This is a genomic window from Mesorhizobium sp. M0514, from assembly GCF_040321145.1.
In the GTDB taxonomy this organism is placed as follows: Bacteria; Pseudomonadota; Alphaproteobacteria; order Rhizobiales; family Rhizobiaceae; genus Mesorhizobium.
On record NZ_JAMYQZ010000016.1, the window covers coordinates 1 to 26,615 of the forward strand.

General features: G+C 62.6%; 22 protein-coding genes, 1 tRNA gene and 1 pseudogene. 10 read left to right on the forward strand and 14 right to left on the reverse strand.

Features of this window, described 5'->3' with window-relative positions; translation table 11 throughout:
* The first annotated feature begins 126 nt into the window (after nt 1-126).
* Nucleotides 127-549: a DUF982 domain-containing protein gene (locus tag NKI61_RS09315; protein ID WP_352624327.1), complete on the forward strand. Its 423-nt coding sequence runs from the start codon at nt 127-129 to the stop codon at nt 547-549.
* A 112-nt stretch (nt 550-661) separates the two neighbouring features.
* Nucleotides 662-949 (forward strand): DUF982 domain-containing protein, encoded by a 288-nt coding sequence (locus NKI61_RS09320; protein WP_031197745.1) that lies wholly within the window; start codon nt 662-664, stop codon nt 947-949.
* Nucleotides 950-1,156: 207 nt separating this feature from the next.
* Here NKI61_RS09320 and NKI61_RS09325 read toward each other — a convergent pair.
* Together NKI61_RS09325 and cpdR are read right to left on the reverse strand one after the other, a co-directional pair.
* Nucleotides 1,157-1,231: transfer RNA gene (locus NKI61_RS09325), tRNA-Val, on the reverse strand.
* A 114-nt stretch (nt 1,232-1,345) separates the two neighbouring features.
* On the reverse strand, nt 1,346-1,708 hold the full coding sequence (gene cpdR, locus NKI61_RS09330) for a cell cycle two-component system response regulator CpdR (protein WP_023671195.1): 363 nt from the start codon (nt 1,706-1,708) through the stop codon (nt 1,346-1,348).
* Between the two features lie 164 nt (nt 1,709-1,872).
* On the opposite strand from cpdR, the gene NKI61_RS09335 reads away from it, so the two are divergent.
* Nucleotides 1,873-2,814, forward strand: a complete 942-nt coding sequence (locus NKI61_RS09335) for an N-formylglutamate amidohydrolase (protein WP_023704024.1) — start codon at nt 1,873-1,875, stop codon at nt 2,812-2,814.
* Nucleotides 2,815-3,148: 334 nt separating this feature from the next.
* On the forward strand, nt 3,149-3,922 hold the full coding sequence (gene hisN, locus NKI61_RS09340) for a histidinol-phosphatase (protein ID WP_023735045.1): 774 nt from the start codon (nt 3,149-3,151) through the stop codon (nt 3,920-3,922).
* Nucleotides 3,923-3,934: 12 nt separating this feature from the next.
* Here the strand turns inward: hisN and NKI61_RS09345 are convergent.
* The 4 genes and pseudogenes from NKI61_RS09345 to NKI61_RS09360 form a co-directional block, all read right to left on the reverse strand.
* Nucleotides 3,935-4,764 (reverse strand): annotated as a pseudogene (locus NKI61_RS09345) (helix-turn-helix domain-containing protein).
* Between the two features lie 126 nt (nt 4,765-4,890).
* Nucleotides 4,891-5,124: a DUF1127 domain-containing protein gene (locus NKI61_RS09350; protein WP_023751336.1), complete on the reverse strand. Its 234-nt coding sequence runs from the start codon at nt 5,122-5,124 to the stop codon at nt 4,891-4,893.
* Between the two features lie 3 nt (nt 5,125-5,127).
* Nucleotides 5,128-5,289, reverse strand: coding sequence for a hypothetical protein (locus tag NKI61_RS09355; protein ID WP_023695699.1), 162 nt, complete (start codon nt 5,287-5,289; stop codon nt 5,128-5,130).
* 167 nt (nt 5,290-5,456) lie between these two features.
* The gene (locus NKI61_RS09360; protein ID WP_023735042.1) at nt 5,457-6,416 is read right to left on the reverse strand and encodes an alpha/beta fold hydrolase; all 960 of its coding nucleotides are present in this window, start codon (nt 6,414-6,416) and stop codon (nt 5,457-5,459) included.
* A 458-nt stretch (nt 6,417-6,874) separates the two neighbouring features.
* Between NKI61_RS09360 and NKI61_RS09365 the strand changes: the two genes are divergently transcribed.
* The gene (locus NKI61_RS09365) at nt 6,875-7,342 is read left to right on the forward strand and encodes an Hsp20 family protein (RefSeq protein ID WP_023671202.1); all 468 of its coding nucleotides are present in this window, start codon (nt 6,875-6,877) and stop codon (nt 7,340-7,342) included.
* Between the two features lie 157 nt (nt 7,343-7,499).
* Nucleotides 7,500-8,264 carry a sulfite exporter TauE/SafE family protein gene (locus tag NKI61_RS09370; protein ID WP_023686418.1) on the forward strand — a complete coding sequence of 255 codons (765 nt, stop codon included), beginning with the start codon at nt 7,500-7,502 and terminating at the stop codon, nt 8,262-8,264.
* Here the strand turns inward: NKI61_RS09370 and NKI61_RS09375 are convergent.
* Entirely contained in the window at nt 8,261-9,157 is an 897-nt protein-coding gene (locus NKI61_RS09375) for an MBL fold metallo-hydrolase (RefSeq protein WP_023751335.1), read from the reverse strand. The two genes, NKI61_RS09370 and NKI61_RS09375, sit on opposite strands and share 4 nt — an antisense overlap.
* Nucleotides 9,158-9,175: 18 nt before the next feature.
* Entirely contained in the window at nt 9,176-10,225 is a 1,050-nt protein-coding gene (locus NKI61_RS09380) for a threonine aldolase family protein (protein ID WP_023751334.1), read from the reverse strand.
* 509 nt (nt 10,226-10,734) lie between these two features.
* Here NKI61_RS09380 and gltB point away from each other — a divergent pair.
* Both gltB and NKI61_RS09390 read left to right on the forward strand, forming a co-directional pair.
* Nucleotides 10,735-15,486 (forward strand): glutamate synthase large subunit, encoded by a 4,752-nt coding sequence (gltB, locus tag NKI61_RS09385; RefSeq protein WP_352839239.1) that lies wholly within the window; start codon nt 10,735-10,737, stop codon nt 15,484-15,486.
* 140 nt (nt 15,487-15,626) lie between these two features.
* The gene (locus NKI61_RS09390) at nt 15,627-17,081 is read left to right on the forward strand and encodes a glutamate synthase subunit beta (RefSeq protein WP_023686414.1); all 1,455 of its coding nucleotides are present in this window, start codon (nt 15,627-15,629) and stop codon (nt 17,079-17,081) included.
* On the opposite strand, the gene NKI61_RS09395 is transcribed toward NKI61_RS09390, so the two are convergent.
* Nucleotides 17,078-18,283 carry an SGNH/GDSL hydrolase family protein gene (locus NKI61_RS09395; RefSeq protein WP_023755025.1) on the reverse strand — a complete coding sequence of 402 codons (1,206 nt, stop codon included), beginning with the start codon at nt 18,281-18,283 and terminating at the stop codon, nt 17,078-17,080. The two genes, NKI61_RS09390 and NKI61_RS09395, sit on opposite strands and share 4 nt — an antisense overlap.
* 104 nt (nt 18,284-18,387) lie before the next feature.
* Nucleotides 18,388-19,611 carry a lytic murein transglycosylase gene (locus NKI61_RS09400; RefSeq protein WP_023714036.1) on the reverse strand — a complete coding sequence of 408 codons (1,224 nt, stop codon included), beginning with the start codon at nt 19,609-19,611 and terminating at the stop codon, nt 18,388-18,390.
* 207 nt (nt 19,612-19,818) lie between these two features.
* On the opposite strand from NKI61_RS09400, the gene galU reads away from it, so the two are divergent.
* A complete protein-coding gene (gene galU, locus NKI61_RS09405) occupies nt 19,819-20,724 on the forward strand; it encodes a UTP--glucose-1-phosphate uridylyltransferase GalU (RefSeq protein ID WP_023714035.1) in 906 nt (301 codons plus the stop codon).
* Here galU and NKI61_RS09410 read toward each other — a convergent pair whose 3' ends face one another.
* Nucleotides 20,725-22,509 carry an outer membrane beta-barrel protein gene (locus NKI61_RS09410; protein WP_352536544.1) on the reverse strand — a complete coding sequence of 595 codons (1,785 nt, stop codon included), beginning with the start codon at nt 22,507-22,509 and terminating at the stop codon, nt 20,725-20,727. It lies immediately after the preceding gene.
* 150 nt (nt 22,510-22,659) lie between these two features.
* On the opposite strand from NKI61_RS09410, the gene NKI61_RS09415 reads away from it, so the two are divergent.
* A complete protein-coding gene (locus NKI61_RS09415; RefSeq protein WP_023704013.1) occupies nt 22,660-23,655 on the forward strand; it encodes a KpsF/GutQ family sugar-phosphate isomerase in 996 nt (331 codons plus the stop codon).
* Nucleotides 23,656-23,742: 87 nt separating this feature from the next.
* Here the strand turns inward: NKI61_RS09415 and NKI61_RS09420 are convergent, their stop codons facing one another.
* The 3 genes from NKI61_RS09420 to hemH all read right to left on the reverse strand — a co-directional run bounded on the left by NKI61_RS09420 (nt 23,743) and on the right by hemH (nt 26,477).
* Nucleotides 23,743-24,207, reverse strand: coding sequence for an NfeD family protein (locus NKI61_RS09420; protein WP_023701036.1), 465 nt, complete (start codon nt 24,205-24,207; stop codon nt 23,743-23,745).
* Nucleotides 24,208-24,303: 96 nt separating this feature from the next.
* Entirely contained in the window at nt 24,304-25,254 is a 951-nt protein-coding gene (locus NKI61_RS09425; protein WP_023701037.1) for an SPFH domain-containing protein, read from the reverse strand.
* A 158-nt stretch (nt 25,255-25,412) separates the two neighbouring features.
* Nucleotides 25,413-26,477, reverse strand: a complete 1,065-nt coding sequence (gene hemH / locus NKI61_RS09430; protein WP_023686407.1) for a ferrochelatase — start codon at nt 26,475-26,477, stop codon at nt 25,413-25,415.
* Between the last annotated feature and the right edge of the window lie 138 nt (nt 26,478-26,615).

Genomic DNA, 26,615 nt, shown 5'->3' on the forward strand with positions numbered 1-26,615 from the left:
ACACGCCGACGGCCGCCACTCAGATCACGCAAGACACGGACCGCGCGCGTAAAGCCGCGTAATCCTGTCGATCTGTCACACTTTGAACTGCGGGTCCGCCTCCCGGTTCCGGCCGGGAGGCTGTGATTGCGGAGAAACGAAGATGATCACTGCAGGACGTACTGGCGCGCCTCTGTCGCGCGCCTGCAGTTGGCCTGGACCGCGCAAACCATGAAACTCAATGGTTCGTTCAATTTGGAGGATCATATGAACGATCGGATGTTTGACAGCGCCGTTTTCGTGAAAAGCGGCGACAACCTTGTTCAGGAAATCACGTGTCTCGAGGACGCTCTGGAGTTCCTCTATGAATGGCCGAAGGACAGGCGCGGCCCCATTCACCAAACCGCATTGCGGGCCTGCCAGCGAGCTTTCGATAGCGATTATCCGCTTTCCGCAGCCAGAGACGCGTTCAGCGGTTTTGCGAAAGCAGCCAGAATCCTTGAGGAAGTATCCAAGACAATGCCGTGGATGATGGGCAGAGGTGGCGAAGGCGGAGGAGTGACTGCCTAAAGCGCGTCGCGAAACGGATTCATGCGACACGCTTTAAGTCTTTGTTTTGATGCATGTCGTTGTCCCAGAACCGCGGCATACTTCTGGGTGACATGCATTAGGAAAGGAGGTCATGATGCTATCGAAACCTTTTGAAAAGCCGGTCCGGGTGTGGGTGGGATTGGGCTTTCCCCGCCAACTCAACACGGTCGCAGATGCCTATCAATTCGCATCCGAATGGTGTGGCAACAGCCCGGAGCAGAGAGCTGCTATTCGCGCTTGCAAAGCCGCTCTGATTGGCGATGTGGAACCCGAGACAGCACGAGGCGTCTTCGTCGCGTTCGCTCGCAAGAAGGATATTCTTATGGAGGACGGCATCGAGCCTGCGCCTTCAAGGACGCTAAGCCCGCACCACGTCTAAAGCGCGTCGCGTTTGAACGGACTCAGACGACGCGCTTTAGGTCTTTGTTTTTATGCATGTCGTCGTCTCAAAACCGGGGCCACTTTTGAGCGCCATGCATTAGAATGTCCACAAACACGAGGCGGCTGCCACAAGCGGTGGCCGCCTTACCGGCTAAGTCGTCGAAGGGGTCAGCCAAAAACGGGCTTGGCTAAGTTATTGAAAGGATGGTGGGCGTGACAGGGATTGAACCTGTGACCCCTGCAATGTCAATGCAGTGCTCTCCCGCTGAGCTACACGCCCATCCGAAGCCGCGCATACACCATTTTTGGTCCAGCGCGTCAATAGCCGGAAAGGGAAAGAAAGGCTCGTTTTGTCGCGCCGCCGACGAAGCGGCGAGATCACACTGTGCGTGCTTCAGGCGGCCTGCAGCATTTTTTCGACCTCGTTGACGAGATCGCGCAGGTGGAAGGGCTTGGACAGCACCTTGGCGTCTTTCGGCGCCTTGGAATCGGGGTTGAGCGCGACGGCCGCGAAACCGGTGATGAACATCACCTTCAGGTCGGGATCGATCTCGGTGGCGCGGCGGGCGAGTTCGATGCCGTCCATCTCCGGCATGACGATATCGGTCAGCAGCAGGGAGAAAGGTTCTTCGCGCAGCCGCTCGTAGGCGCTGGCGCCATTGTCGAAATCGCTGACGTGGTAGCCGGCCCGCTCCAGTGCCTTGACCAGGAACCGGCGCATGTCGTCGTCGTCTTCCGCCAGCAGAATGCGTGCCATCTTGTCCCGTCCGAATCACCCCAGCCAAGCCTGCCGTCCGGCAAGCCCGTTAACCATCCTGTATATGAGGAGCTGACGGTAAACATCAAGTGAACGTTGGCGGCATTAATCCTGATTTGACGGGGTTCCTGACATGCCGAAATGCTGGACATGCGGCCGATGAGGTGGCAGTTTCCCATCATGATGCATTGCTGTTTCCGGGTTCGTTCAAATTGACGACGGCAGCCGAAGATTTTTCGGTCGTTCCACCCTTCGAAATCCGATCGGGCGCCGAGCAGCGCGTTCCCTTCGTCTTCAACTCACCGCATAGCGGCCGCTATTATCCAGACCGCTTCCTGGCCATGGCGCGGCTCGACCGGAACGCCATCCGCCGCTCCGAGGATTGCTATGTCGACGAGCTGTTCGGCAGCGCGGTGGTGCTGGGCGCGCCGATGCTGGCGGCGAATTTTCCGCGCGCCTACCTCGACGTCAATCGCGAACCCTGGGAACTCGACCCGCGCATGTTCGCCGAGCCGGTGCCGTCCTTCTGCAACATCCGCTCGGCGCGCGTTGCCGGCGGGCTCGGCACCGTGCCCAAGCTGGTGGGTGAGGGGCTCGACATCTATTCCGGCCGTCTGCCGCTGGCGGAGGCCGTCCAGCGCATAGAGGCGGTCTACAAACCCTATCACGAGACGCTGAAGCGGCTATTGACCAGAACCCATGCCAGGTTCGGCTATGCCGTGCTGATCGACTGCCATTCGATGCCGGCGAGCATCAGGGTGGGCGACAGCGGCCTGCGGCCGGATTTCATCGTCGGCGACCGTTTCGGCATCTCGGCCACGGCAGCCCTGACCGAGACGGCGATCGGCCTGCTCATCGGCATGGGCTACACCGTCGCCCACAACAAACCCTATGCAGGCGGCTTCATCACCGAGCATTACGGCCGGCCGGCGCGCCATCTGCATGCGCTGCAGATCGAGGTCAATCGCGGCCTCTACATGAATGAGCGGACGTTCCAGAAATCGGCCGGCTTCGATGCGCTGGCCGACGATATGGCGCGCTTTTCGGCCGACCTGATGGCGATGCCCGACCACCACTTCATAGACCTGCCGCTGGCCGCCGAATGACACGGAGCGGCGGCTGTTCATGAGATCCCGCGCTGGCCATCCCGCAGCGTAAAAAAAGACCGCATCGTTTGCACGACACGGTCGAAGTCTAGGGAGGAAACGCCCAAGGAGGGCATGGACAGGAAAACCTGTCCGAGAACAAATTTATTGTGCGATGCACAAATGTCAATCGATCCCACGCTTTTTTAATTCACTCTGATGTGAAAATGCGTTTCGATGGCGCCGATGTGTGACATTTCGGCAACGCTGATGTCTCTAAAATCGATAAACCGGCTTGTTTTGGCGGGAAAGTGCCTGCAGACCGGGTTGGCACTCTGCAATGCGGGAGAATCACGTGGACATCAGCATCGATTTCATGCGCCGGATCGCGCAAGCGGCGGCGGCTGAAACCTTGCCGCGTTTTCGCGCACAGGGCGCGGTGGCCAACAAGGAAAAAGGCAGTTTCGACCCGGTCACCGAGGCCGACCGCGAGGCCGAGCGCGCCATCCGGGCGCTGATCTCGGCTGAGTATCCCGATCACGGTATCCTTGGCGAAGAACATGGCAGCGAAAACATCTCCTCAAGGCATGTCTGGGTGATCGATCCGATCGATGGTACCCGCGCCTTCATCTCAGGCCTGCCGGTGTGGGGAACGCTGGTCGGATTGACGGTCGACGGTGACGCCGTCGCCGGTATGATGGCGCAGCCGTTCACCGGCGAGCTGTTCTACGCCAACGCTTCCGGCTCCCACTACGAAGGCCCCGGTGGGCCGCGGAAGCTGTCGACCCGCAAGAGGACGAAGCTTGACGAGGCGACCTTGTTCACCACCACGCCGGCGCTTTTCAAGGGCGAGGCGCGCATCCGCTACGACGCGTTCGAGAAACAGATCCAGCTCGCCCGCTACGGAGCCGATTGCTACGCCTTTGCCATGATTGCCTCGGGCAGCGTCGACATCGTCGCCGATCCCGGATTGAAACCCTACGACATCGTGGCGCTGATCCCGATCATCGAAAAGGCCGGCGGCGTCGTCACCACATTCGTGGGCGGTCCGGCGGAAAAGGGCGGCGACATCCTGGCCGCCGCAACGCCGGAGCTTCACGCGGCTGCAATGGCAGCCCTGCGGGGCTGATAGTCGACCCGATCAGCGCGGCTTGATCGAGCGCTGGAATTCCGCCGGCGTTCGCCCGTAGACCTGCCTGAACGCTGAGCTGAAATGGCTGTGGCTGGAGAAGCCGAGGTCCAGGCCGAGCGTGGTCAGATTGTCGTAGCGGCCAAGCAGGTCGAGCGCGCGCGCCAGCCGCAGGCGCAGATGGTAGCGATAGAGCGGCATCGCCTCGACCTGCTGGAAAACCTGCGTGAGATAAACCGGTGATACCCCGACTTCAGCGGCGATCTCGGCCAGCGTCCAGCGCCGCGAAAGATCCGAGGACAGGACGAGCTTGGCGCGATCGACCAGCTTCTGCCGGCCAGCGCTTGCGCCGGCGGCATGCGAGGTGCGCTCGCCGAGGGAGCGCCGCACCAGCGTCAGCGCCAGGGTTTCGGCCTCCAGCGTTCGGCAATGTTGCGGCTCAGGCTGTGGCGCAGCACCGCCACCAGCGCCTGAGCCCGCGGGTCGATGCGGCGGCGCTGACGACGAAACGCCACGGCGCTGCCCGAGCGCAACTGCTCCTTCGGCGTCAGCTCCTGCAGTTGCGCCTCCTCGACAACGAGATCGAGGCAGGAATCGCCACCCTCGACGGGATGGCTGATCCGGTAGCCTTCGGCGTTGTTGAAGAACAACAACTGGTTGGCTTCGGCGACCGCATCGTTGCGGCCGACATGGCGCACGAAGACGCCGCGATAGGGAAACACAAGATGCGTGGCAGCGGTGCACTCTTCTTCGCTCTTGTGCCGGCATTCGCCGCTGCAGAGGACATCCCTCACCATGACGGTGCCGGTGTCCAGAAGTGTCTGTACCGTGAACTGCGACATGGTGAGCTGAGACATGGCCGTGGCATTCTACCCTTGCACCGAAAGCTGCTCCGGCACATTAGGCGATTGACCTGTCCAAACCTGTCAGGAGACTTCACCTGTCGGGCCCTTTGTAACGGCCATGGCTCAGTCCCACAAACGGCGCATGTATTCGCAGTGAGCTTGGCTGCGCGACAGGCCGATGTCCTTGAGCTGTTCGTCGGTCATTTCGAGCAAGGCAAGGCGGCTTCGGCGCCTTTCCAATTGACGGCCGATCCAGTTGGCCGCCGCGATGCCTTGTGTCCGCAAGGACCGCCGGAACGTCGCGGTTTGAGTTGTCGGCTGATGTGCGAGGCATTGCGCCGCATGATCGGGGCGCATCGCTCAGGCTTCCCCGTTGCCGGCGCCGGCCACTGAGGCGCCGGCTTCGTTCAGCGCAATCGCGCATTCCTCGCAGCAGACCTCGACGGTCTTGCCGCCGACCTTGACGCGGATCGGGTTGGCGTCCAGCTGGCAATCGCAGGCAGCGCAGGTTTTCTCGGTCATGACGTCATCTCCTTGGCGTTCGGTTCGACCCGGAGAGATGAGCATTCCGGGGCGGCACCGGCTGTCAGAATCTTTAGCTCTTTGGGTGCTGCCGGCGCTGCTCCTGACAGTAGGCTGTCAGCAGGCGACGCAAGCTCAAGGCGCCGCAACATGCAGCGCCGGCGGCATCAGGCTGTCGGGTCGCCGTTGCCGGGTATGAAGGCGTCGAAGGCGGCGAGCAACTGCTCGCGATAGACATCGGCCTCCTGCAGGATCTCGTGTTTCGAGCCATCGATCATCAGCAGCGAGCCCAGACGCAGACGCCTGGCATAGGCTTCCACGGCCTTGGTCGAGACGACCTGATCGGCGCCGGCGGCGATCATCAGCAGCGGCACCTGGATCCTGGCCATGAAGTCGGGCTCACTGATGGCTTCGCCTGCCTTGATTGCCGCCTGCAGCCAGCGGATCGTCGGCCCGCCGAGCGCCAGTTGCGGATAGTGCTCGTAGATTTTCGTGTTGCGCTGATAGCGCCCGGGGTCCGATGTCACCTTGTTGAGGGCGAAGGGCAGGGTTTCCCTGGGACGCGGACCCCAGGCGGCGTAGAGCCGGCCGAGGCCGAGAAAGCACAATATCGAGCAGACGCGGCGCGCGGTTTTTGCCGACACGGGCGAGTCGGGCACCGTCAGGAAAGGCGCAATCAGCACCATGCGACGCACCCGGTTGACCATCGACGGCGCCGCGAGCAGCGCGATCACGGCGCCCATCGAATGGGCGAGGATGTAATACGGGCCGCGGCAGTCGGGCAGCACGATATCCTCGAAGAACTGTTCGAGGTCGCCGGTGTAATCGTAGAAAGAGCGGACATAGCCGCGTTGCGGATCGGCGATCAGCCGGTCGGAATCGCCCTGGCCGCGCCAGTCGAGCGTGGCGACGCCGAGGCCGCGGTCGGTCAGGTTGCGGATGGTTTCGAAATACTTCTCGATGCACTCGTTGCGGCCGGGCAGCAGCACGACGGTGCCTTTCAGCGGCCGGGTGACCGCGGCAAACAGGCCGTAGCGGATCTTCTTGCCGTCGCGCGTGGTGAAAAAGCCGCCGGCGACATTTTGCGGCGGCGGATTGCCTGGCGTGGGATGGAAGAGATCCGTCATTAGGCGCTTGCGTCTTCGTGGTGTCTCACCCGGCAGGGCGTCGGCATGGTGATAGACGCCAATGGATGAAAAGCAAAGGGAGGACGCCAAGGGGGCGGACGAACGACAAGCAAGGCCGGAAGCAGCCTGCGGCGGCGTGCTTCCGGCCTCTGTCGATCCGGGAGGAAGGGACGTTACACCCGGTCGGCCTCGTCGCGGCGCTTTCATCCGGCGCCGCCTGGTTCTTTATCCTGGGGGCACTCTAGCGCCGGCCGGCTGAACGGGCGCCGAAGCAGCGGTTCATCTGCCGTTCATCGACGCCTCGATTGGCGCTCTTCAAAAATCCTTGAAATGCGCTTTTGCGCTCCCCAAATGTCGGATGCAGCCGCCGATGTCGGGGCTGCTGGTCCACCCGAAACGCCTTTCCAGGGTTTCGCACCGGCCACACGCAAACATGTTGCTCAACAGGAGAACACCTCATGCGTCACGTTGATTTTTCCCCGCTCTATCGCTCGACCGTCGGCTTCGACCGCCTGTTCACCATGCTCGACTCGCTGGCCCAGCCCGATGGCGCGCAGACCTATCCGCCCTACAACATCGAGCGCACCGGCGAGGACGCCTATCGCATCTCGATGGCGGTTGCCGGCTTCTCGGACGAAGAGATTTCGATCGAAGCCCACCGCAACGTGCTGACCGTCAAGGGTGAGCGCAAGGAAGAGGGCAATGGCGAAGGCTCCGAGCTGCTCTACCGCGGCATTGCCTCGCGTTCGTTCGAGCGCCGCTTCCAGCTTGCCGACCATGTCGAGGTCGTCGGCGCCACCCTGAAGAATGGCCTGCTTTTCGTCGACCTTAAGCGCAACATCCCCGAGGAGCTGAAGCCGCGCAAGATCGCGATTACCGCCTCTTCGGCCAACGCCAAGCAGATCGAGGCCAAGAACGCCGCGTGATCAAGACGGCGGCGTCACAACGCCCAAGGTTGAAAGCGTCTCCTCCCGAGACGAAAGCGGCGCCGCGAGGCGCCGCTTTTTTTCGCCGCAGCCTCTGTCACCCCAACCGAAGAGTTCTGGCTCTTTTGCGGCGGGCGCCGTCTTCCCATGAAGGGCGATGTCTGATCTTTCGGCTGATTTTTCCCTGGCCCTAACGGCAACCATTGCGGTGACCTTCCTGCTGGCCGGCATCGTCAAGGGCGTTACCGGTATGGGACTGCCGACGTTGGCGATGGGGCTGCTGGGCACAATCATGCCGCCGGTCGCCGCGGCTTCGCTGCTGATCGTGCCGTCCTTCGTCACCAATATCTGGCAGCTGTTTGCCGGCCCGAGCTTCGGATGGATCCTCAGGCGGCTGTGGCTGATGATGGTCGGCATCGTCGCCGGCACGCTGGCCGGCTCATGGCTGCTGGCCAGCGACAATGTCAAATGGACGACGGCCGGCCTCGGGGCGGCGCTGATCGTCTATGCCGTCTATACGCTGCTGGCGCGGCAGTTGACGGTTCCCGCGTCAGCCGAGCGCTGGTCGTCGCCCATCGTCGGTTTCCTTACCGGCATCGTCACCGGCGGCACCGGCGTGTTCGTCGTGCCCGCTGTACCTTACATTCAGGCGCTGGGCTTGAGCCGTGACGATCTGATCCAGGCGCTCGGCCTGTCCTTCACCGTGTCGACGATCGCGCTCGCTGCCGGCCTTGCCTCGCACGGCGCGTTCCAGGTCGGGCATGTCGCCATGTCGTCGCTGGCGGTTGCGCCGGCCTTGCTCGGCATGTGGCTCGGACAGTTGCTCCGGCAGCGGATCAGCCCGGCGACCTTCCGGCGCTGGTTTCTTGTTTTCCTGATCTTGCTTGGCCTCGAGCTTTTGGCGCGGCCTTTCCTTGCTTAGCGATCGGTGCCGGTTGCGAGAACGGCCTCGACGTTTTGCCGGTGGACGGGCTCGTACAGCGCGAAGTACTCGACCGCGCCCGTGGCGAATATGTCGGCGCCGCAGGTTTTCAGATCCTGCTTCGCAAGATCAGGCTCACGCCGGCAGCGAAGCAGTTTTTGAACGTAGGCTTGCGTCGCGGCGATGAGGCCTTTGTCGTAGCCGCCTCGCTCAATCGCTTCGAGCGAGCCGTGATTGGGCAAGATGCGGTCTATCGACCAGCCGGCCATGCGTTCGAGATCGACCAGATGTTGCGCCAGCCAATCCGCCTCGCTGACATAGGTGATCGGATCCTCGAGCGTGTCGCCCGCCAGGAGCAGGCCGGTTTCGGGCATGAACAGCACCGTGCCGTCATGGCTGTGGATTTCGACCTGACGCAGTTCGACGGCGATCGATCCAACGGCGAGGTCAAGACTGCCTTCGAAGGTCCTGTTCGGCAGCACGAGAGGCTTGATCGGTGGAACACCGCTTTCGATCTCGGCCCGGTTGTTCGCGAGCGCCGAGGCGGTGAGCGTGTTGGCGATAATCTCGCAATCCTGAAACACCTCATTGCCGGCAATATGATCGTCATGCCAGTGGCTGAGCACGACCCGGATCGATGTTGCGCCCATGTCTTCGAGCGTCTGCCTGATGAAGCGCGCGTGAGGCAGCGAAATATGCGTGTCGTAGACAAGCGCCTGCGAACCATCGACGATCGCATAGGTGCAGATGCCGAGGGCATAGGCGCCGTCGTCCAGCCAGTTCGGCTCGTCCGACCAGGCGCGAACGCCGTCAACGCGGCCATCGTAGAAGCCGAGCACGTTTGGCGCCGGGCGAACCAGTCGCATGGTTGAGCCGAGAGGTGGCTTTGTCATTGGCGCGGTCTCGCGGGTTCAGGCGATCATCTGGCCGAAGCGATCGACCTCATCTGAAGTCGTGGCAAAGCTGGTGACGAAGCGATAGAGCAACTCGTCCTCGCCGACATGGCCGTCGAAGCCGTGCGGCCTGTGCCAGTCGTAAAAGGCTGCGCCGACGGATTGCAGCCTTTCGGCTTCCGCCTTTTTCATCACCGCGAACACCTCGTTGGCCTGCGGCAACCAGGCGAGCTTCGCCGTTGCCGAATCCTCGATCGCAGCCGCCAGGCGCGCGGCCATGGCATTGGCATGACGGGCCGTGTCCAGCCACAGGCCGTCCGTGAAGTAGGCGTCGAACTGCGCTGCGATGAAGCGCGACTTAGAGAACAGCTGTGCGGCGCGCTTGCGCAGGAAGGACAGCTCCTTGGCGCGGTCGAGGTCGAACAGCACAATGGCTTCGGCGCACCAGCAGCCGTTCTTGGTGCCGCCGAACGAGACGATGTCGACGCCGCGCTTCCAGGTCATTTCGGCCGGCGTCGTCTCAAGCGCGACCAATGCGTTGGCAAAACGGGCGCCGTCCATATGCAGCGGCAGGGAGAAGCGTTTAGCGATCTCCGAAATGATGGAAATGTCGTCGAGCCCGTACACTGTGCCGACTTCGGTCGATTGGGTGATCGAGACGGCCGTCGGGCGTCCCCAATGGACGATCTCGGGTGCGAAACGGGCGACGGCGCGTTCAAGATTGTGCGGGTCGATCTTGCCCAGGGGGCCGTCGACAGCATGGAGACGCGAGCCGCCGCTGAAATATTCCGGCGCGCCGCATTCGTCCTCGATGATATGCGATTCCCGGTGCGCAAAGGAAATGCCGCCGGGCTTGTTGTAAGCGGCCAGCGACAGCGAGTTGGCCGCCGTGCCGGTAGCGACGAAGAACACCGCGACCTCGCGTTCGAAGATCTCGCTGAAACGCTGGTAGACGGCGCGGTCGAGATCGCCATCGCCATAAGCGGTCGAAAAGCCGCCGGCATTGGCTGACAGCCCGGCGGCAATGTTGGAATGGACGCCCGCCCAGTTGTCGGATGCAAAGAACATCAGGAAAGTCCCTGTCTAGTTGAGAAAGTCTGGTTGCGACAAGAGCGCGACCATGGCCGTTTCGGGGTTTGACGCGCAAGGGCCAAGGGCTGAAAAAGCGGTAAAGCCAAAGGCGATCACGAAGGAGTGCCGGGACCGAAATTTCGTTTCAACAGCGCCTGACGTAATTTTCTGTCGCCAAACGTCCAAGAATTTGGTGAATCGGTCTTGTGTACGCCCAGGATTTCTGACATAAAAATTTAGGACAGTAGTGCTGTCTTATTTTGTCGCACAAGTCAGGCTGGATTGGCGTATCATTTAGGCCACTCCGGCCGTTGCCGCGAGCGACGGGTAGACGGCTCGGCTGTGGCCTGTACGATACCGGATACGAACCGGCGGTGCACCGCACGGTCCGCCAAGGATTTCGAAAAGACGTGCCGCAAGAATGAGAGCGGAAGCCAGTCGCTTCCCAAGGTAGACCAGCGCCCCAAATGCTAGACGTGCAAGGGGCCGGAGCGGAGGACAGGACGATGACGGAACTGACGCCATCTGCGATTATCGGCCAGGCCGCGCAGACGAAAGCGGCAGCCGTTAAAAATACCGTTCTGACCAAAGAAGGCCAGACCACCAACGGCCTGACCACCAATGGCATGGCCGCGCAGGGTCTCTATGATCCGCGCAATGAGCATGACGCGTGCGGCGTCGGCTTCATCGTCAACATGAAGAACGTGAAGTCGCACCAGATCGTCAAGGACGGGCTCTTCGTGCTCGAAAACCTGACGCATCGCGGCGCTGTCGGCGCCGATCCGCTGATGGGCGACGGCGCCGGCGTGCTGGTGCAAATCCCCGATCATTTCTTCCGCGAAGAGATGGCGGCCCAGGGCGTCGAACTGCCGGCGGCAGGCCAATACGGCGTCGGCCACTGGTTCATGCCGCAGGATGCGGCACTGCGCGCCCATATCGAAGAGATCATCGCCGAATCGGCGCAGTCAGAAGGGCTGCCGCTGCTCGGCTTTCGCGACGTGCCGGTCGACAATTCATCGCTGTCGAAGGCGCCCGATATTGCGGCCTCCGAACCGTTCCATCGCCAGGTCTTCATCGGCCGCACATCGGACATTCCAGATGACGAGGAATACGAGGCCAGGCTGTACCTGCTGCGCAAGGTGATTTCCGGCCGCATCTACGCCGAGAACAACAACAAGGATATCGGCGCCTACTGTGTGTCGCTATCGGCGCGTACCATCGTCTACAAGGGCATGTTCCTGGCCTACCAGGTCGGCGCCTATTACAAGGATTTGTCGGATCCGCGTTTCGAGACCGCGCTGATCCTCGTCCACCAGCGCTTCTCGACCAACACCTTCCCGTCATGGAAGCTCGCGCACCCCTACCGCATGGTCGCGCATAATGGCGAGATCAACACGGTGCGCGGCAACAACAACTGGATGGCGGCGCGCCAAGCCTCGGTCGATTCCGAACTGTTCGGCAACAACATCTCCAAGCTGTGGCCGATCTCCTATGACGGCCAGTCCGACACGGCGTGCTTCGACAATGCGCTCGAATTCCTGTTCCAGGGCGGCTACAGCCTCAGCCACGCCATGATGATGCTGATCCCGGAAGCCTGGGCCGGCAACAAGCTGATGGATGCCGATCGCAAGGCTTTCTACGAATACCATGCAGCGCTTATGGAGCCGTGGGACGGGCCGGCCGCGGTCGCCTTCACCGACGGCCGCCAGATCGGCGCCACGCTCGACCGCAACGGGCTGCGCCCGGCGCGCTACATCGTCACCGACGACGACCGCGTCATCATGGCGTCAGAGGCCGGCGTGCTGCCGGTGCCGGAGGAGAGGATCGTCAAGAAGTGGCGGCTGCAGCCCGGCCGCATGCTTCTGATCGACCTCGCCAAGGGCCGCATCATTTCCGACGAGGAGATCAAGTCGGAGATCGCCACCAGGCATCCCTACAAGACCTGGCTCAACAACACGCAGCTGATCCTCGAGGATCTGAAGCCGGTCGAGCCGCGCGCGCTGCGCAAGGATGTCAGCCTGCTCGATCGCCAGCAGGCTTTCGGCTACACGCAGGAAGACACCAAGCTGTTGATGTCGCCGATGGCGACCACCGGCCAGGAAGCCGTGGGTTCGATGGGCACCGACACGCCGATCTCGGCGATGTCGGACAAGTCGAAGCTGCTCTACACCTATTTCAAACAGAATTTCGCCCAGGTCACCAACCCGCCGATCGACCCGATCCGCGAGGAGCTGGTGATGAGCCTTGTCTCGTTCATCGGGCCGCGGCCCAACATCTTCGACCTGGTCGGCAATTCGCGCCGCAAGCGGCTCGAAGTGCGCCAGCCGATCCTGACCAATGGCGATCTGGAAAAGATCCGCTCGATCGGCCACACCGAGGACCGTTTCGACACCAAGACCATCGACATCACCTACGGGTCGAGCGAGGGCGCGGCCGGCATGCAGGGCGCCGTCGAGCGTCTGTGCGAGCGGGCGGAAGCCGCTGTCGCCGGCGGCTACAACATCATCATCCTGTCCGACCGCCAGGTCGGTCCCGACCGTATCGCCATTCCGGCACTGCTGGCGACGGCTGCCGTGCACCACCATCTGATCCGCAAGGGTCTGCGCACCGCGGTCGGCCTGGTCGTGGAATCCGGCGAGCCACGCGAAGTGCATCATTTCTGCTGTCTCGCCGGCTACGGCGCCGAGGCGATCAACCCCTACCTTGCCTTCGATACGCTGCTCGACATGCACAAGCGTGGCGAACTGCCGGCTGAGGTTGACGCCTACGAGGTGGTCTCGCGCTACATCAAGTCGATCGGCAAGGGCATCCTCAAGGTGATGTCGAAGATGGGCATCTCCACCTATCAGTCCTATTGCGGCGCGCAGATATTCGACGCCATCGGGCTGAAGTCGGATTTCGTCGAGAAGTACTTCACCGGCACAGCGACGCTGATCGAAGGTGTCGGCCTGGACGAGGTCGCGGCCGAGACGCTCAGCCGCCACACCGACGGTTTCGGCAACGATCCGGTGCTGCGCAACAGCCTCGAGGTCGGCGGCGAGTACATGTACCGCATGCGCGGCGAAGCCCATATGTGGTCGCCCGACGCCGTCGCCACCTTGCAGCACGCCGTGCGTCAGGGCTCGTGGGAGACGTTCAAGGAGTATTCCGCGCAGATCGACAGCGAGACGGCCCGTGCTCAGACCATACGCGGCCTGTTCAGGATCAAGCTTGCGGAAGAGACCGGCCGCAAGAAGGTGGCGATAGAGGACGTGATGTCGGCGGCCGATATCGTCAAGCGCTTCTCGACCGGGGCGATGTCGTTCGGCTCGATCTCGCGCGAGGCACACACGACGCTGGCGCGCGCCATGAACCAGATCGGCGGCAAGTCGAACACCGGCGAGGGCGGCGAAGAGGCCGACCGCTATCTGCCGCTGCCCGGCGGCAGCAAGAATCCCGAACGTTCGGCGATCAAGCAGGTCGCCTCGGGGCGGTTTGGCGTCACCGCCGAGTATCTCGTCAATTCCGATGTCATGCAGATCAAGGTCGCGCAGGGCGCCAAGCCCGGTGAGGGCGGCCAGCTGCCCGGCCACAAGGTCGACGCCACCATCGCCAAGGTCCGGCACTCGACGCCTGGCGTCGGCCTGATCTCGCCGCCGCCGCATCACGACATCTATTCGATCGAGGATCTGGCGCAGCTGATCTATGATCTGAAGAACGTCAACCCGGCGGCCGACGTATCGGTCAAGCTGGTGTCGGAAGTCGGTGTCGGTACGGTTGCGGCCGGCGTCGCCAAGGCACGCGCCGACCACATCACCATCTCCGGCTATGATGGCGGCACCGGCGCGTCGCCGCTGACCTCGCTCAAGCATGCCGGCAGTCCATGGGAAATGGGCCTTGCCGAGACGCACCAGACGCTGGTGCTGAACGGGCTGCGCTCGCGCGTTGCACTGCAGGTCGATGGTGGCTTGCGCACGGGGCGCGACGTCATCATCGGTGCGCTGCTCGGTGCCGACGAGTTCGGCTTCTCGACCGCGCCGCTGATCGCGGCCGGCTGCATCATGATGCGCAAGTGCCACTTGAACACCTGCCCGGTCGGCGTCGCGACGCAGGACCCGGTTCTGCGCAAGCGTTTCAAGGGCACGCCCGAGCATGTCGTCAACTTCTTCTTCTATGTTGCGGAAGAGGTGAGGGGGCTGCTGGCCGAGATGGGCTACACCCATATCGACCAGATCATCGGCGACAGCGACCTGCTGGAGAAGCGCGAGATGATCCAGCATTGGAAGGCGCGTGGGCTCGATTTCGGCAAGATGTTCTTCAAGCCGGACGCGCCGCATGAGGCGGTGCACTGGACCGAACGGCAGAAACACCCGATCGACGATGTACTCGATCGCAAGCTGATCGAACTGGCGAAGCCCGCGCTCGAAAGCAAGCAGCCGGTCAAGATCGAGGTCGACATCCGCAATGTCGATCGCTCCACGGGCGCCATGCTGTCGGGCGAAGTCGCCAAGCGCTTCAGGCACAAGGGCCTGCGCGAGGACACGATCCAGGTGAAGCTGACCGGCACCGCCGGCCAGTCGTTCGGCGCCTTCCTGGCGCGCGGCATCTCGTTCGATCTCGTCGGTGCGGCCAACGACTATGTCGGCAAGGGCCTGTCGGGCGGACGCATCGTCATCCGGCCGCCGGAGGAGTCCAGGATCGTCGCGGCGGAATCGATCATCGTCGGCAACACCGTCCTCTATGGCGCGACCGAGGGCGAGGCCTATTTCGCAGGTGTCGCCGGCGAGCGCTTCGCGGTGCGCAATTCGGGCGTCGCCGCCGTCGTTGAAGGCGTCGGCGATCATGGCTGCGAATACATGACCGGCGGCATCGTCGTCGTCATCGGCCAGACCGGTCGCAACTTCGCTGCCGGCATGTCGGGCGGCGTGGCCTATGTTCTGGATGAGGCCGGCGATTTCGCCGCGCGCTGCAACATGGCGATGGTCGAGCTGGAGCCGGTTCCGGAAGAAGACGATCTGATGGAAAGGCTGCTGCATCATGGCGGTGACCTCGACCACAAGGGTCGCGTCGACGTCTCGGGCGACATGACCACCCATGACGAGGAACGGCTTTACCAGCTTATCTCGAACCACGTCCATTTCACCGGTTCGGTACGCGGCCGCGAGATACTCGACGACTGGACGACCTTCCGGCCGAAATTCCGCAAGATCATGCCGGTCGAATACCGCCGCGCGCTGATCGAGATGGAACGCATGCGCATGGGCGTGGCGGCGGAATAGGTTTTTCGACTTGCCGGGAGGCGCAGGCTTCCCGGCGGAACTTTCAGCGACAGTTTGACCTCGGATGCAAGGTTGCCACGGCTGCCTCAAGGGGTTAACGGGTGCGAAAACCGCACCATCTGGACAGCAGGAACTGGACTATGGGCAAGGTAACAGGCTTTCTCGAAATCGACCGGCAGGTGCACAAGTACCAGCCGGCCTCCGACCGCATCCGGCATTTTCGTGAATTCACGCTGCCGATGTCGGACAAGGAGGTCGAGAAACAGGCGGCGCGCTGCATGGATTGCGGCATCCCGTTCTGCCACGGGCCGACCGGTTGCCCGATCCACAACCAGATCCCGGACTGGAACGACCTCGTCTACAATGGCGACTGGGACAATGCGATCCGCAACCTGCATTCGACCAACAATTTCCCCGAGTTCACCGGCCGCATCTGCCCCGCGCCCTGCGAGGAAGCCTGCACGCTGAACCTCGAGGACATTCCGGTTGCCATCAAGACTGTCGAACAGGCAATCGCCGACAAGGCTTATGAAACCGGCCATATCCGGCCTTATCCGCCAGAGAAGAAGACGGGCAAGCGGGTCGCTGTCATCGGCTCCGGCCCGGCAGGGATGGCGGCGGCGCAGCAGCTTGGCCGCGCCGGCCACGAGGTCAGCGTTTATGAGCGTGAGAGCCGTCCCGGCGGGCTGATGCGCTACGGCATTCCCGACTTCAAGATCGAGAAGCACTATATCGACCGCCGCATCGAGCAGATGCAGGGCGAGGGCGTGACCTTCCATTGCGGCGTCAATGTCGGCGTCGACAAGCCGGTGGCAGAGTTGCTCGCCGGATACGATGCGGTGCTCTATTGCGGCGGTTCGGAATCGCCGCGTCCGGCCAATATTCCGGGCGACGATCTCGGCGGCGTCTATGACGCCATGCCCTATCTGGTGCAGCAGAACCGTCGCGTCGGCGGCGAGCCGATCCAGTCGGTGGCCTGGCCGTCGCATCCGATCATCGCCGGCGGCCAGCATGTCGTCGTCGTCGGCGGCGGCGATACCGCGTCCGACTGCGTCGGCACCGCCTTCCGCCAGGGCGCGGTGCGCGTCACCCAGCTCGACATCCGCCCGCAGCCGCCGGAGAAGGAAGACAAGCTTTCGGTCTGGCCTTACTGGGCGACCAAGATGCGCACCTCGTCCTCACAGGCCGAAGGTGCGGAGCGCGAATTCCAGGTGGCGACGCTCGAATTCATCGGCGAGGACGGCCAGCTGACCGGCGTCAAATGCTGCGAAGTCGACGAGAAGCGCAAGCCTATCCCCGGCACCGAATTCGTCATCCGTGCAGACCTCGCCTTCATCGCCATCGGCTTTGCCGGACCGGCTGCCGCCGGCGTCGCGAAAGAGCTGGACGGTGAGATGAAAATCACCACCGACAGCCGCCGTTCCCGCAATGTCGAAGCCAACGATCGCGACTACAAGACCAGCGTCGACAAGCTCTACGCCGCAGGTGATGTGCGCCGCGGCCAGTCGCTGGTTGTGTGGGCGATCCGCGAAGGCCGCCAGGCCGCGCGCTCGATCGATGAAGCGCTGATGGGGTCGACGGTACTCCCCCGTTAACGGTTGATCGCCGTCGTCGTATCCGTCGCGGCAGCGGCCTTGGGCGGCCAGGAGAAGTCGTCGGCGCGACCGGGCGAGGCCTCGGGCGCCTTGCCTTCGAGGATTAGTTTTTCGCCGGGCAGATCCGGATTGGCTTTCGGCGCCGCCGCCGCACCGAGAAGCTCGGTCCCGCCGTCGAGCGCCGGATCGTTGAGCAGCATTGGAACGGTGCGGTCGACCACGATCGGGGCGGCGGGCAGCGACGGCGCCTCGACCGGGGCGCCGGCCGGTGCGGCAGCCGTCACCACGCTTCCCGGCGCTGCCAGGCCGAGGATCTTGGCCAGCGGCTTTTCGGTGTAGAAGGCGAGCTTTCGCTTGCCGGCTTTCGAGACGTTGATGCCGTCGTCGGAGCGCAGCCGCACGGCCTGGCCGTTAATGTCGGGGCCGGTCGAGACAAAGGCGCCGTTCTCGTCGACGAACCCATCCCAGACATCGACGAATTCGCCGCCGTTCTTCTCGGCAGCCGAGTGGTAGATGTCGTTGAATGCCAGCATGTCGGAGGTCATCTTCGGCGTCTTGAAGGCTGGCATGCCGACCCACAGATAAGGCACCTTGGTCGCCGCCAGTGCCTTTCCCAAGGCTTCGGTCCGGCGTTCGTATTCCTTGGTCCAGTTCTCGGAGCGCGGCTGCTCGCGCACATCGTTGACGCGCATCTGCTGGCGGTCGTTGGAGCCCAGCATGACGACCACGGCGGCGGGCTTCTCGGTCTCGACCAGCGATTTGACCTGTTCGGGCCAGTTGTAGACATCATCGCGCACGAAACCCGAAGAACCGTTGGCGCGCTCGACGATCCTGACGTTGGCATTGTCGGCAAAGGCTGTTTCGAGGCCTTCGGCCAGGCCGTTGGCCATGAAATCGCCGATCACCAGAACGACGCGGGCATCCGGTGTCTTCTCGACAATCGGAGCGGAAGGTTCAACGGGTGCACGGGGCTTCTTCTTGACCTTCGGCTTTGCCTTGCGGACGTCGAGCGGCGGCTCGATGCGTTCGCTGCGGCGCGGGAACAGAAGGTCGCGCAGCGACCAGCCGCGGTTCTGCGGTTGTTCCTGCGCCAAAGCCGGTGTGTGGAAAGTGCCGGCGAGTCCCGTCGCCAGGACAACGATGGCCAGAACGAGGATCGGCAAGCGGAAAACGATCACACGGATACGCGTTGCCGAAACCAAGCACCCTCTCCATCCCTTGGTGCATGGCCCTCGCAGGGGATCATGCACAGACCGATGCTACGGCATCCCCTGCGCGTCACAGATGCGCGCTGCCGTCGCCGGCTCTATTTCTTTCTGAGCCATTTGAGCACTTCCATGCTCGGATACCCGTCCTGGGTCAAGCCGACCGTTGCCTGATAGGTCATGATGGCGGTTTTCGTGCCGTCACCGATCTTGCCGTCGAACTTGCCGTCGTAAAGTCCGTGCTGCGAAAGCCGCTTCTGCAACTCCTGCCTTTCCTCGAAGGACAGTTTGGTGAAGGGCCGCTTCCAGTCCTGCACCAGACCATTAGAGCCGGCGATTTCGTCGGCAAGAAGGCCGACGGCCAGGGCATATTTGTCGGCGTTGTTGTAGGCCTTGATGACGGAGAAGTTCTTGATCATCAGGAAGGCCGGTCCGCCGCGGCCGTCCGGCACTTTCAGCGTCGCCTTGTCGGTTGCGTTCTTGAACGGCTTGCCATTGGCCCTGGCGACGCCGAGCGCCTGCCACTGCGCCAATGTCTTCGAGCCGGCCGGCAGTTTGCCCGCCGGAATGGTGACCTCGTAGCCCCAGGTCTTGCCGCCCTGCCAGCCATTCTTCTTCAGCAGATTGGCTGATGTCGCCAACGCATCGGGGATCGAATTCCAGATGTCGCGCTTGCCGTTGCCGTCCATGTCGACGGCATAATGCTGGTAGCTGGTCGGGATGAACTGGGTCTGGCCCATGGCGCCGGCCCAGGAGCCCATCAGGTGGCTTTCGTCGATGTCGCCGGTCTGCAGGATTTTCAGCGCGGCGACCAATTGGGTGCGGGCGAATTTCGAACGCTTCGGGTCGCCATAGGCGAGGGTTGCCAGCGAGCGGATGACATTGCGCATGATGTCGTCGCGCTTGAGGATCTCGCCATAATTCGATTCCATCGACCAGATGGCGAGCAGGATGTAGCGGTCGACGCCGAACCTCGCCTCGATCCGTTCCAGCCACGGCTTCCATTTCCTGGCCATCTGCTGGCCGACGGCAACGGACTGGTCGTGGACGCGGTTGTCGAAATAGTCCCAGGCAGGTGCGGTGAATTCGGGCTGGGTGCGTGCCTTTTCCAGCACCACCGGGTCGGGTTCATTGATGCCCCGGAACGCCCGGTCGTAGACCGCGCCGGAAACGCCGCCCGCCACGGCGGTGGCGCGGAAGCCGGCGACCCATTGCCGAAACCCGGCATCGGCGAAGGCCGGTCCGGCCGGCATCAGCAAGGCGAGCGAGAGGCTGGCCGCCGTCAGCACGCTGGTAAAGAGTTTTGCGGCACTGCGAACGGACATATTTTCCCCTTTCTTTATCTCAGGAAAGACCATTCATCGCCGAACCGGGTTAGCAATTGGTTTACCATAGGCGGCGCCTGGAACGAAAAGACACCTGGATGCTTTACCGGTTGATGTTTCCCTCAATGGCCCGATAATCCACAATTCCGGCGCGAAAATGTCGCGAGGCGGGATTGCCGGGCACGCCCTCAAACGGATAATTGACGCATGAAGCGAGTTCGCAAGGCAGTTTTCCCGGTCGCCGGTCTCGGCACACGGTTTCTCCCGGCCACAAAGGCCATCCCCAAGGAGATGCTGACCGTCGTCGACCGGCCCGTCATCCAGTATGTCGTCGATGAGGCGCGCGAGGCCGGCATCGAACATTTCATCTTTGTCACCGGCCGCAACAAGGCGGTCATAGAAGACCATTTCGATATCCAGTTCGAGCTCTATGATACGCTGGCACAGCGCGGCAAGGACGAGCAGTTGGCCCGCCTGCAGCGGCTGCAGCCGGCGCCTGGGCAGACCTCCTTCACCCGCCAGCAGGTGCCGATGGGGCTTGGCCATGCCGTCTGGTGCGCCCGTGAACTGGTCGGCGACGAACCCTTCGCGCTGTTGCTGCCCGACATGATCATGCAGTCGGAGAAGAGCTGCACGAAGGCCATGGTCGAGCTCTACGAGGAGACGGGCAACAACATCATCGCCGTGCAGGAATGCGATCCGGCCGAGACCCACAAATATGGCATTGTCGGCCGGGGCGAGGACACGCATCACGGCTTCCGCATCACCGAGATGGTCGAAAAGCCGAAGACCGGCACCGCACCGTCCAATCTCTACATCAACGGCCGCTACATCCTGCAGCCCGAGATTTTCAAGATCCTGGAAAGCCAGGAAAAGGGCGCCGGCAACGAGATCCAGCTCACCGACGCGATGCTGAAGCTGGAAAAGCAGCAGCCCTTCTTTGGCTACCACTTTCAGGGCCGCACCTTCGATTGCGGCTCGCCGGAAGGGTTCGTCGAGGCCAATGTCGCCTTCGCGCTGTGGCGCAGCGACATGAACGAGAACATGGCCGGCGTCATCCGCACGCTGCTCGATGAGATGAAGCCGTCCGAGCGTCGCGGCGCTGCTTTTTAGCTACCGCTGCAGCTTCAGCCCCAAATAGATGCTGTTGGCGGTGTAGTTGCGCCCGGGCAGATTGCTGGTCAGCTTTTCGGTGCGGGCGCGGCTGGTGAGACCGACGTAACGGTTCAGCCACCAGGTCAGCCCGGCCTCTGCACTCAGTGTCATGTCATGGCCGTCGGAGCCGGTGTAATTGCGCCAGTCGAGCCCAAGGGCTGCGTTGCCGGTCAGGTCGGCGCGGATCTGCCGCTCGCCGGTGAGGCGGCCGGAATAGAGGATGTCGCCGCTCTCACCGGCATTCGTTGTGCCTTCGACCGTGGTTCGCCCGGTGAGGCCGATGATGGTGCCGCGCTCGGGCGACCATTTGAGGTCGGCATTGATGGTGGCTCCCGAAATCGCCTCCAGGTTCTTGTCGTCGATCGCTTCCCGCAGCCAGCCGGCCGAGAACTCACCTTTGAGCTTCTCGCCCATGTCGACTTCGATACCGGCGCGTGCGCCAAGCCGGGTCGAAGAGCGCTCGAAGCCCTTGTTGTCGATCCGTTGGTCATATACCCGGCGGCCGAGCTCAATCTCGGCAAAGGGCGTCAGAGCCGGGGAAATTTCATAGCCGGTCCGCAACGTTGCGGTATAGAGCGTGTTGTCCTGGTCCTTCTGCGACAGCGAGGTGCCATCGGTAAGTTCGGCATCGCCATAGATGTCGTGGGTGACTGCGCCGGTCAGCGCAAAGCGCATCTTGCCAACGTCCTTCTCGACGCCGAGGCTGCCGTCGACCGTCTGGCGGATCGGCTGCGATTTGACGCCGGCAATGGCGTCGGGCGCGGAGGCCGATTCCGGCGCAATCTCGTAGCCGAGCTTGGCGATGGCACGCAGTTCATTGTCGAGGTCGACATTGTACGTGCCTTGGATACGGCCGCGTGCCTCATTGATCTTCTGGCCCGAAATGGTGTTGCGGAAATTGCCGTAGCCGTCGATGACCGCCGAATTCTCGCGCCAATCGGAGGCGGCGGAAAAACGCAGCGCCGTTTCGGACAGCACCGCCGACTTGCCGCCAGCGCTGGAATCGGCGTTCGACGTGACGGCAACGCCCTGCTCGAGCGTCGGCCGCAGCAGGAACGAGCCGACCTTGATGCCGGTTGCCGCGTACGGGTCGTCCTCGAGCTTCTTCTTCTGGCCCTCGATGGCGTCGGTGCGCTCGGCGCCAGGGTCGAGCTTCTCCCGGTCGACGCTGTCGACGGTGAGGACACGGCGGTTGGCTGTGTCCTGATCGGCGTCGTCTGCCGCAGTGCCGTCCGGAGTCGTTCCGGTGGTGGTCTGGTCCGTGGCTTTGCCAGGCTTCTTCTTGTCGGCAGCCTTGGTTTTGTCCTTGGCCTTGTCTGCATCCGCGGAGGCGCGTTGTTTTGCCGTCGACGGCCGGCGTGGCTGGACGGTAGGCGGCTTGTCGGCGAACGAATCGTCGATGGTCGCCGGCGGGTCGAAAATGCTGTTTGCGCCGGCCTGTGACGGGTCGGTGTCGTCAGGCAAGGCGCCATCGCTGGCTGGCACATAGGCGGTTGGCGTGTTTCCCGTGGGGGCGGTATCGGCAGGGGCGGGCTTGACCTGCGTGTTGGCCTTGCTCAATTGCCTGGCCCGGCGCTGCTGGTCGGACAGGATCGCCGATTCCGAAACTTCACCGCGCAGCTCCGTCTCCTGGGCATGAAGCGCAGTTGGCCGCAGCAAAGCGAGCACGCTCGTCGCCAGAAGCAGAGCGCAAAAGGCTCTGCCCGTTCGACCTTTTTTCTCTTGAGGCTGGGCCCGCGACATCGTCACCACTGCTTGCGCGGCGCAAGCGCGCCATACTTACCGAACCGTAAACGGGGATGGTTAACGGAGGGTTGAAGGTGTGCCTGTACGACATGGCTGGACGGCAATTCTGTTGGACAGGCGAACGGCAAAGCGCTAATCGCATCAGCCATGCATGCGGGATCCCCAGAAAAGAAGCCTTTGGAGGCTTCGGTCGCCTCGGCGCTGAGAACGGTAGCCACGGAACAGGCCGGCGTGGCGGCATTGGCCGCCGCGCTGGAGAACGAACTGGCCGAACCTTTCGCCCGCGCCGTCGACATGGTGTCGCGCATCAATGGCCGCGTCATAGTCACCGGCGTCGGCAAAAGCGGCCATATCGGCACTAAGATCGCGGCTAGTCTGGCTTCGACCGGCACGCCTGCCTTCTTCGTCCATCCGGCGGAGGCCAATCATGGCGACCTTGGCATGATCGCCAGAGACGATGCCATCATCGCCATGTCATGGTCCGGCGAGAGCAAAGAATTGATGGGCATCGTCGCCTATTCCAGGCGCTTCTCGATCCCGCTGATTGCGATTACCGCGGGCGCGGCCTCGGCGCTGGCGCGCGCGGCCGACGTGGTGGTGCTCCTGCCGTCCGCGCCGGAAGCCTGCCCGCACGGTCTGGCGCCGACGACATCGACCCTGCTGCAACTGGTGGTCGGCGATGCGCTGGCTATCGCGCTGCTCGAAGCGCGCGGCTTCACGCCCGACCATTTCCGCACGTTCCACCCCGGCGGCCAGCTCGGCGCCAATCTCACGCAGATCCACGAGATCATGCATGTCGGCGAAAGGCTGCCGCTGGTGGCTTCCGGCACGGGCATGCGCGAGGCGATCCTCGAATTGTCGAACAAGGGCTTCGGCTGCGTGGCGATCGCGACGGCGGATGGCGCGTTGGTGGGCATCATCACCGATGGCGACATCAGGCGTCACATCGGCAGCAATCTCATGGAAATGAGCGTCGATCAGGTGATGACGAAAAAGCCGAAGACGGCCACACCGGACACGCTGGTGGCGACGGCGCTGCAGATTATCAACAATTCGGCCATTACGAGCCTGATGGTGGTCGAAGGCAGGCGGCTCGTGGGACTGGTTCATCTGCACGACCTGCTGCGCATCGGCGCCGCCTGAAAAAATCAAAGGACGCGTCGCGTTCGGGAAGCCCTACGCGACGCGCCCTGATTTTCCGGATCGAAAGCGCCATGCGCTTTCGAAATGTCAGACGGCCTCGACGGTCAGTTCCAGATCGGTGTCGGCCGAACTGACGACGCGCACCTGCGTGCCGGCCGGCAGGTCGGGACCGGAGACGCGCCACAGCGTGTCGCCGAGCTTGATGCGGCCGCGACCGTCCTTGATCGGCTCGGCCAGCGTTGCCATCCTGCCGACCAACTGCGCGCCGCGCCGGTTGAGCAGCGGCTGATCACTCGGGACATTACGCCCGCCGACTAGTTTCTTGCCGACGAAGGCCGAGACCAGCGACAGCGCCAAGAAGGCGAGGACCTGGACTTCCCAGGCCCAGAAGCTTGCGTCCCAGATGAGCAGGGAAATCACACCGATTACCAATGCGGCGATGCCGATCCACAGCATGAATATTCCTGGCGCGATGACCTCCATCACCAGGAGGACGAAGCCCAGAACCATCCAGTTCCACGGACCAAGTTCGGAAATGATGCGGTCAAACATGGGCGTGCGCTCCTACTTCCTGTGGAGCATGATCTTTTCCGAAAACCGGTTCCCACTTTTCGGGATCATGCTCGCGACCTCAGTTCTCGTCAGGTCTCAGTTCTCATTCGGGCGAACCACCGGAGGGCGGCCTGCCTGCCTGGCGGCGCCGGCGGTGCCTTCGCTGCGGAACACCTCCCTGGCGATCTCGCTTATGCCGCCGAGCGTGCCGATCAGCGCCGAGGCTTCCATCGGCATCAGCACGACCTTGCTGTTGTTGGCGGTACCGATCTTGCCCATCGCTTCGGTGTATTTGAGCGCCACGAAGTAGTTGAGTGCCTGCACGTCGCCCTTGGAGATGGCTTCCGATACAACCTGGGTGGCTCGCGCTTCGGCCTCGGCCGAGCGTTCGCGTGCCTCGGCGTCGCGGAAGGCGGCTTCCTTGCGGCCTTCGGCCTCGAGGATCTGCGACTGCTTGAGGCCTTCGGCGGCGAGGATCTGCGCACGCTTGTTACGTTCGGCCGTCATCTGACGACCCATCGATTCGATGAGGTTGGCCGGCGGATTGATATCCTTGATCTCGACGCGGGTGATCTTGATGCCCCACGGATGCGCCGCTTCGTCGACGACGCGCAGCAGGCGCTCGTTGATGGCGTCGCGGTTCGACAGCAATTCGTCGAGGTCCATCGAGCCCATGACGGTACGGATGTTGGTCATCGTCAAATTGAGAATGGCGTTCTCCAGGCCGGCGACTTGGTAGGCGGCCTGCGCCGCATTGAGGATCTGGTAGAAGGCGATGCCGTCGACGCCGACAATGGCGTTGTCGCGCGTGATGATTTCCTGGCTCGGAACGTCGAGCACCTGCTCCATCATGTTCATCTTGGCGCCGATGCGGTCGACGAACGGCACGATGAGGTTGAGGCCGGGGCTTAGTGTTTTGGTGTAACGGCCAAAGCGCTCCACCGTATAATTATAGCCTTGCGGGATTGTCCGGATGCCTTTGATAAGAAGCACCAATACCAGAAAGGCAAGCGCACCAATCGCAATACCGAAACCACTGAAGTCCATTTGAATCTCCCTCAGATGCCGGCCATGGCGTTGATTCCATGCAACCGACTTCACCAAACACTTAGGTGTGTTTCAATAATGTTACAATCAGGTGATCGTTGATTATTGGTGCATGGAATAGCGCAACTGCGGCGATCGATCGCCGCAACGTGGCGGCCTCAGACCCAGCCCGACAGCTCGCGCCGCACCATCGCCTCGATCACCGCCATGCCTTCTGCACTGTCGTTGAGGCACGGGATGTGGGCGAATTTCTCGCCGCCGGCGTGATGGAAGGTCTCGGCCGCCTCGCGGCCGATTTCGTCCAGCGTCTCGATGCAGTCGACGGAAAAGCCTGGGTTGACGATGGCGATCGATTTCACGCCGTCCTTCGCCAGTTTCTCGACCGTCTTGTCGGTGTAGGGCTGCAGCCATTCCTGGGCGCCGAAGCGCGACTGGAAGGTGATGATCAGCTTCTTTTCATCCCACCCCAGTCGTTCACGCAACAGCCGTGTCGTCTTCTGGCAGTGGCAGTGATAGGGATCGCCCTTCTCGAAATAGGGCTTCGGGATGCCGTGATAGGAGGTGATGACCACCTCGGGCTCGAAGTCTAGCGTTGCCAGATGCCGTTCGATCGAATGGGCGAGCGCCTCGATGTAGACCGGCTCGTCATAGTAGGGCGGAACACTGCGCACGGCAGGCGCGCGGCGCATCTTCATCAAGGCGCGAAACAGCTGGTCGTTGGCGGTCGCGGTGGTGGTCGCGGAGTATTGCGGGTAGAGTGGGAACGACAGGATGCGGTCGCAGCCTTGCTCGACCAGCCTTTGAGCGACGCTCGCGGTCGAGGGGTTGCCGTAGCGCATCGCCCAGTCGACCACGACATCGGGTAGGTCGATGAGCGCTGCGGCCAGCTTTTCGCCCTGCGCGCGGGTGTAGGTGCGCAGCGGCGACTCGTTCCTCTCGCGGTTCCATATCCTGGCGTAATTGGCGCCGGACTTCTTCGGTCTGGTGGTCAGTACCAAGCCGTAGAGGATCGGATACCAGATCGCCTTGTTGAGTTCGATGACGCGCGGATCGGACAGGAATTCGCGGAGATAGCGCCACATCGGCTTGAAATCGGTACCGTCGGGCGTGCCGAGATTGACCAGCATGACGCCGATCTTGCCTGCCTTTACCGGCGGATGTCCGGCCGGTAGCGGGTCGAGCGCTTTCGCGGCTTTGGGGTCGACAGGCGTGGAAAGCGTCATGAAGGTCTCCCGACACCGCGAAAACCGACGATGTCGGGCGAAACTAGCGATGCGGCGCGAGTTTTCAATGCTGTGTCTGGCCGCACCTTACCTTGAAAGCCAAAAACCCCGCCGGTTACCCGGACGGGTTTTGCTGGT

What these genes read in the sequence shown, in the direction of transcription:
- NKI61_RS09320 (WP_031197745.1), top strand. Translation starts at nt 662, where the DNA reads ATGATGCTATCGAAACCTTTTGAAAAGCCGGTCCGGGTGTGGGTGGGA.
- cpdR (WP_023671195.1), bottom strand. Translation starts at nt 1,708, where the DNA reads ATGGCACGCATTCTGCTGGCGGAAGACGACGACGACATGCGCCGGTTC.
- NKI61_RS09350 (WP_023751336.1), bottom strand. Translation starts at nt 5,124, where the DNA reads ATGCGCCCCGATCATGCGGCGCAATGCCTCGCACATCAGCCGACAACT.
- NKI61_RS09355 (WP_023695699.1), bottom strand. Translation starts at nt 5,289, where the DNA reads ATGACCGAGAAAACCTGCGCTGCCTGCGATTGCCAGCTGGACGCCAAC.
- NKI61_RS09360 (WP_023735042.1), bottom strand. Translation starts at nt 6,416, where the DNA reads ATGACGGATCTCTTCCATCCCACGCCAGGCAATCCGCCGCCGCAAAAT.
- NKI61_RS09365 (WP_023671202.1), top strand. Translation starts at nt 6,875, where the DNA reads ATGCGTCACGTTGATTTTTCCCCGCTCTATCGCTCGACCGTCGGCTTC.
- NKI61_RS09370 (WP_023686418.1), top strand. Translation starts at nt 7,500, where the DNA reads ATGTCTGATCTTTCGGCTGATTTTTCCCTGGCCCTAACGGCAACCATT.
- NKI61_RS09375 (WP_023751335.1), bottom strand. Translation starts at nt 9,157, where the DNA reads ATGACAAAGCCACCTCTCGGCTCAACCATGCGACTGGTTCGCCCGGCG.
- NKI61_RS09380 (WP_023751334.1), bottom strand. Translation starts at nt 10,225, where the DNA reads ATGTTCTTTGCATCCGACAACTGGGCGGGCGTCCATTCCAACATTGCC.
- gltB (WP_352839239.1), top strand. Translation starts at nt 10,735, where the DNA reads ATGACGGAACTGACGCCATCTGCGATTATCGGCCAGGCCGCGCAGACG.
- NKI61_RS09390 (WP_023686414.1), top strand. Translation starts at nt 15,627, where the DNA reads ATGGGCAAGGTAACAGGCTTTCTCGAAATCGACCGGCAGGTGCACAAG.
- NKI61_RS09400 (WP_023714036.1), bottom strand. Translation starts at nt 19,611, where the DNA reads ATGTCCGTTCGCAGTGCCGCAAAACTCTTTACCAGCGTGCTGACGGCG.
- galU (WP_023714035.1), top strand. Translation starts at nt 19,819, where the DNA reads ATGAAGCGAGTTCGCAAGGCAGTTTTCCCGGTCGCCGGTCTCGGCACA.
- NKI61_RS09410 (WP_352536544.1), bottom strand. Translation starts at nt 22,509, where the DNA reads ATGTCGCGGGCCCAGCCTCAAGAGAAAAAAGGTCGAACGGGCAGAGCC.
- NKI61_RS09415 (WP_023704013.1), top strand. Translation starts at nt 22,660, where the DNA reads ATGCATGCGGGATCCCCAGAAAAGAAGCCTTTGGAGGCTTCGGTCGCC.
- NKI61_RS09420 (WP_023701036.1), bottom strand. Translation starts at nt 24,207, where the DNA reads ATGTTTGACCGCATCATTTCCGAACTTGGTCCGTGGAACTGGATGGTT.
- NKI61_RS09425 (WP_023701037.1), bottom strand. Translation starts at nt 25,254, where the DNA reads ATGGACTTCAGTGGTTTCGGTATTGCGATTGGTGCGCTTGCCTTTCTG.
- hemH (WP_023686407.1), bottom strand. Translation starts at nt 26,477, where the DNA reads ATGACGCTTTCCACGCCTGTCGACCCCAAAGCCGCGAAAGCGCTCGAC.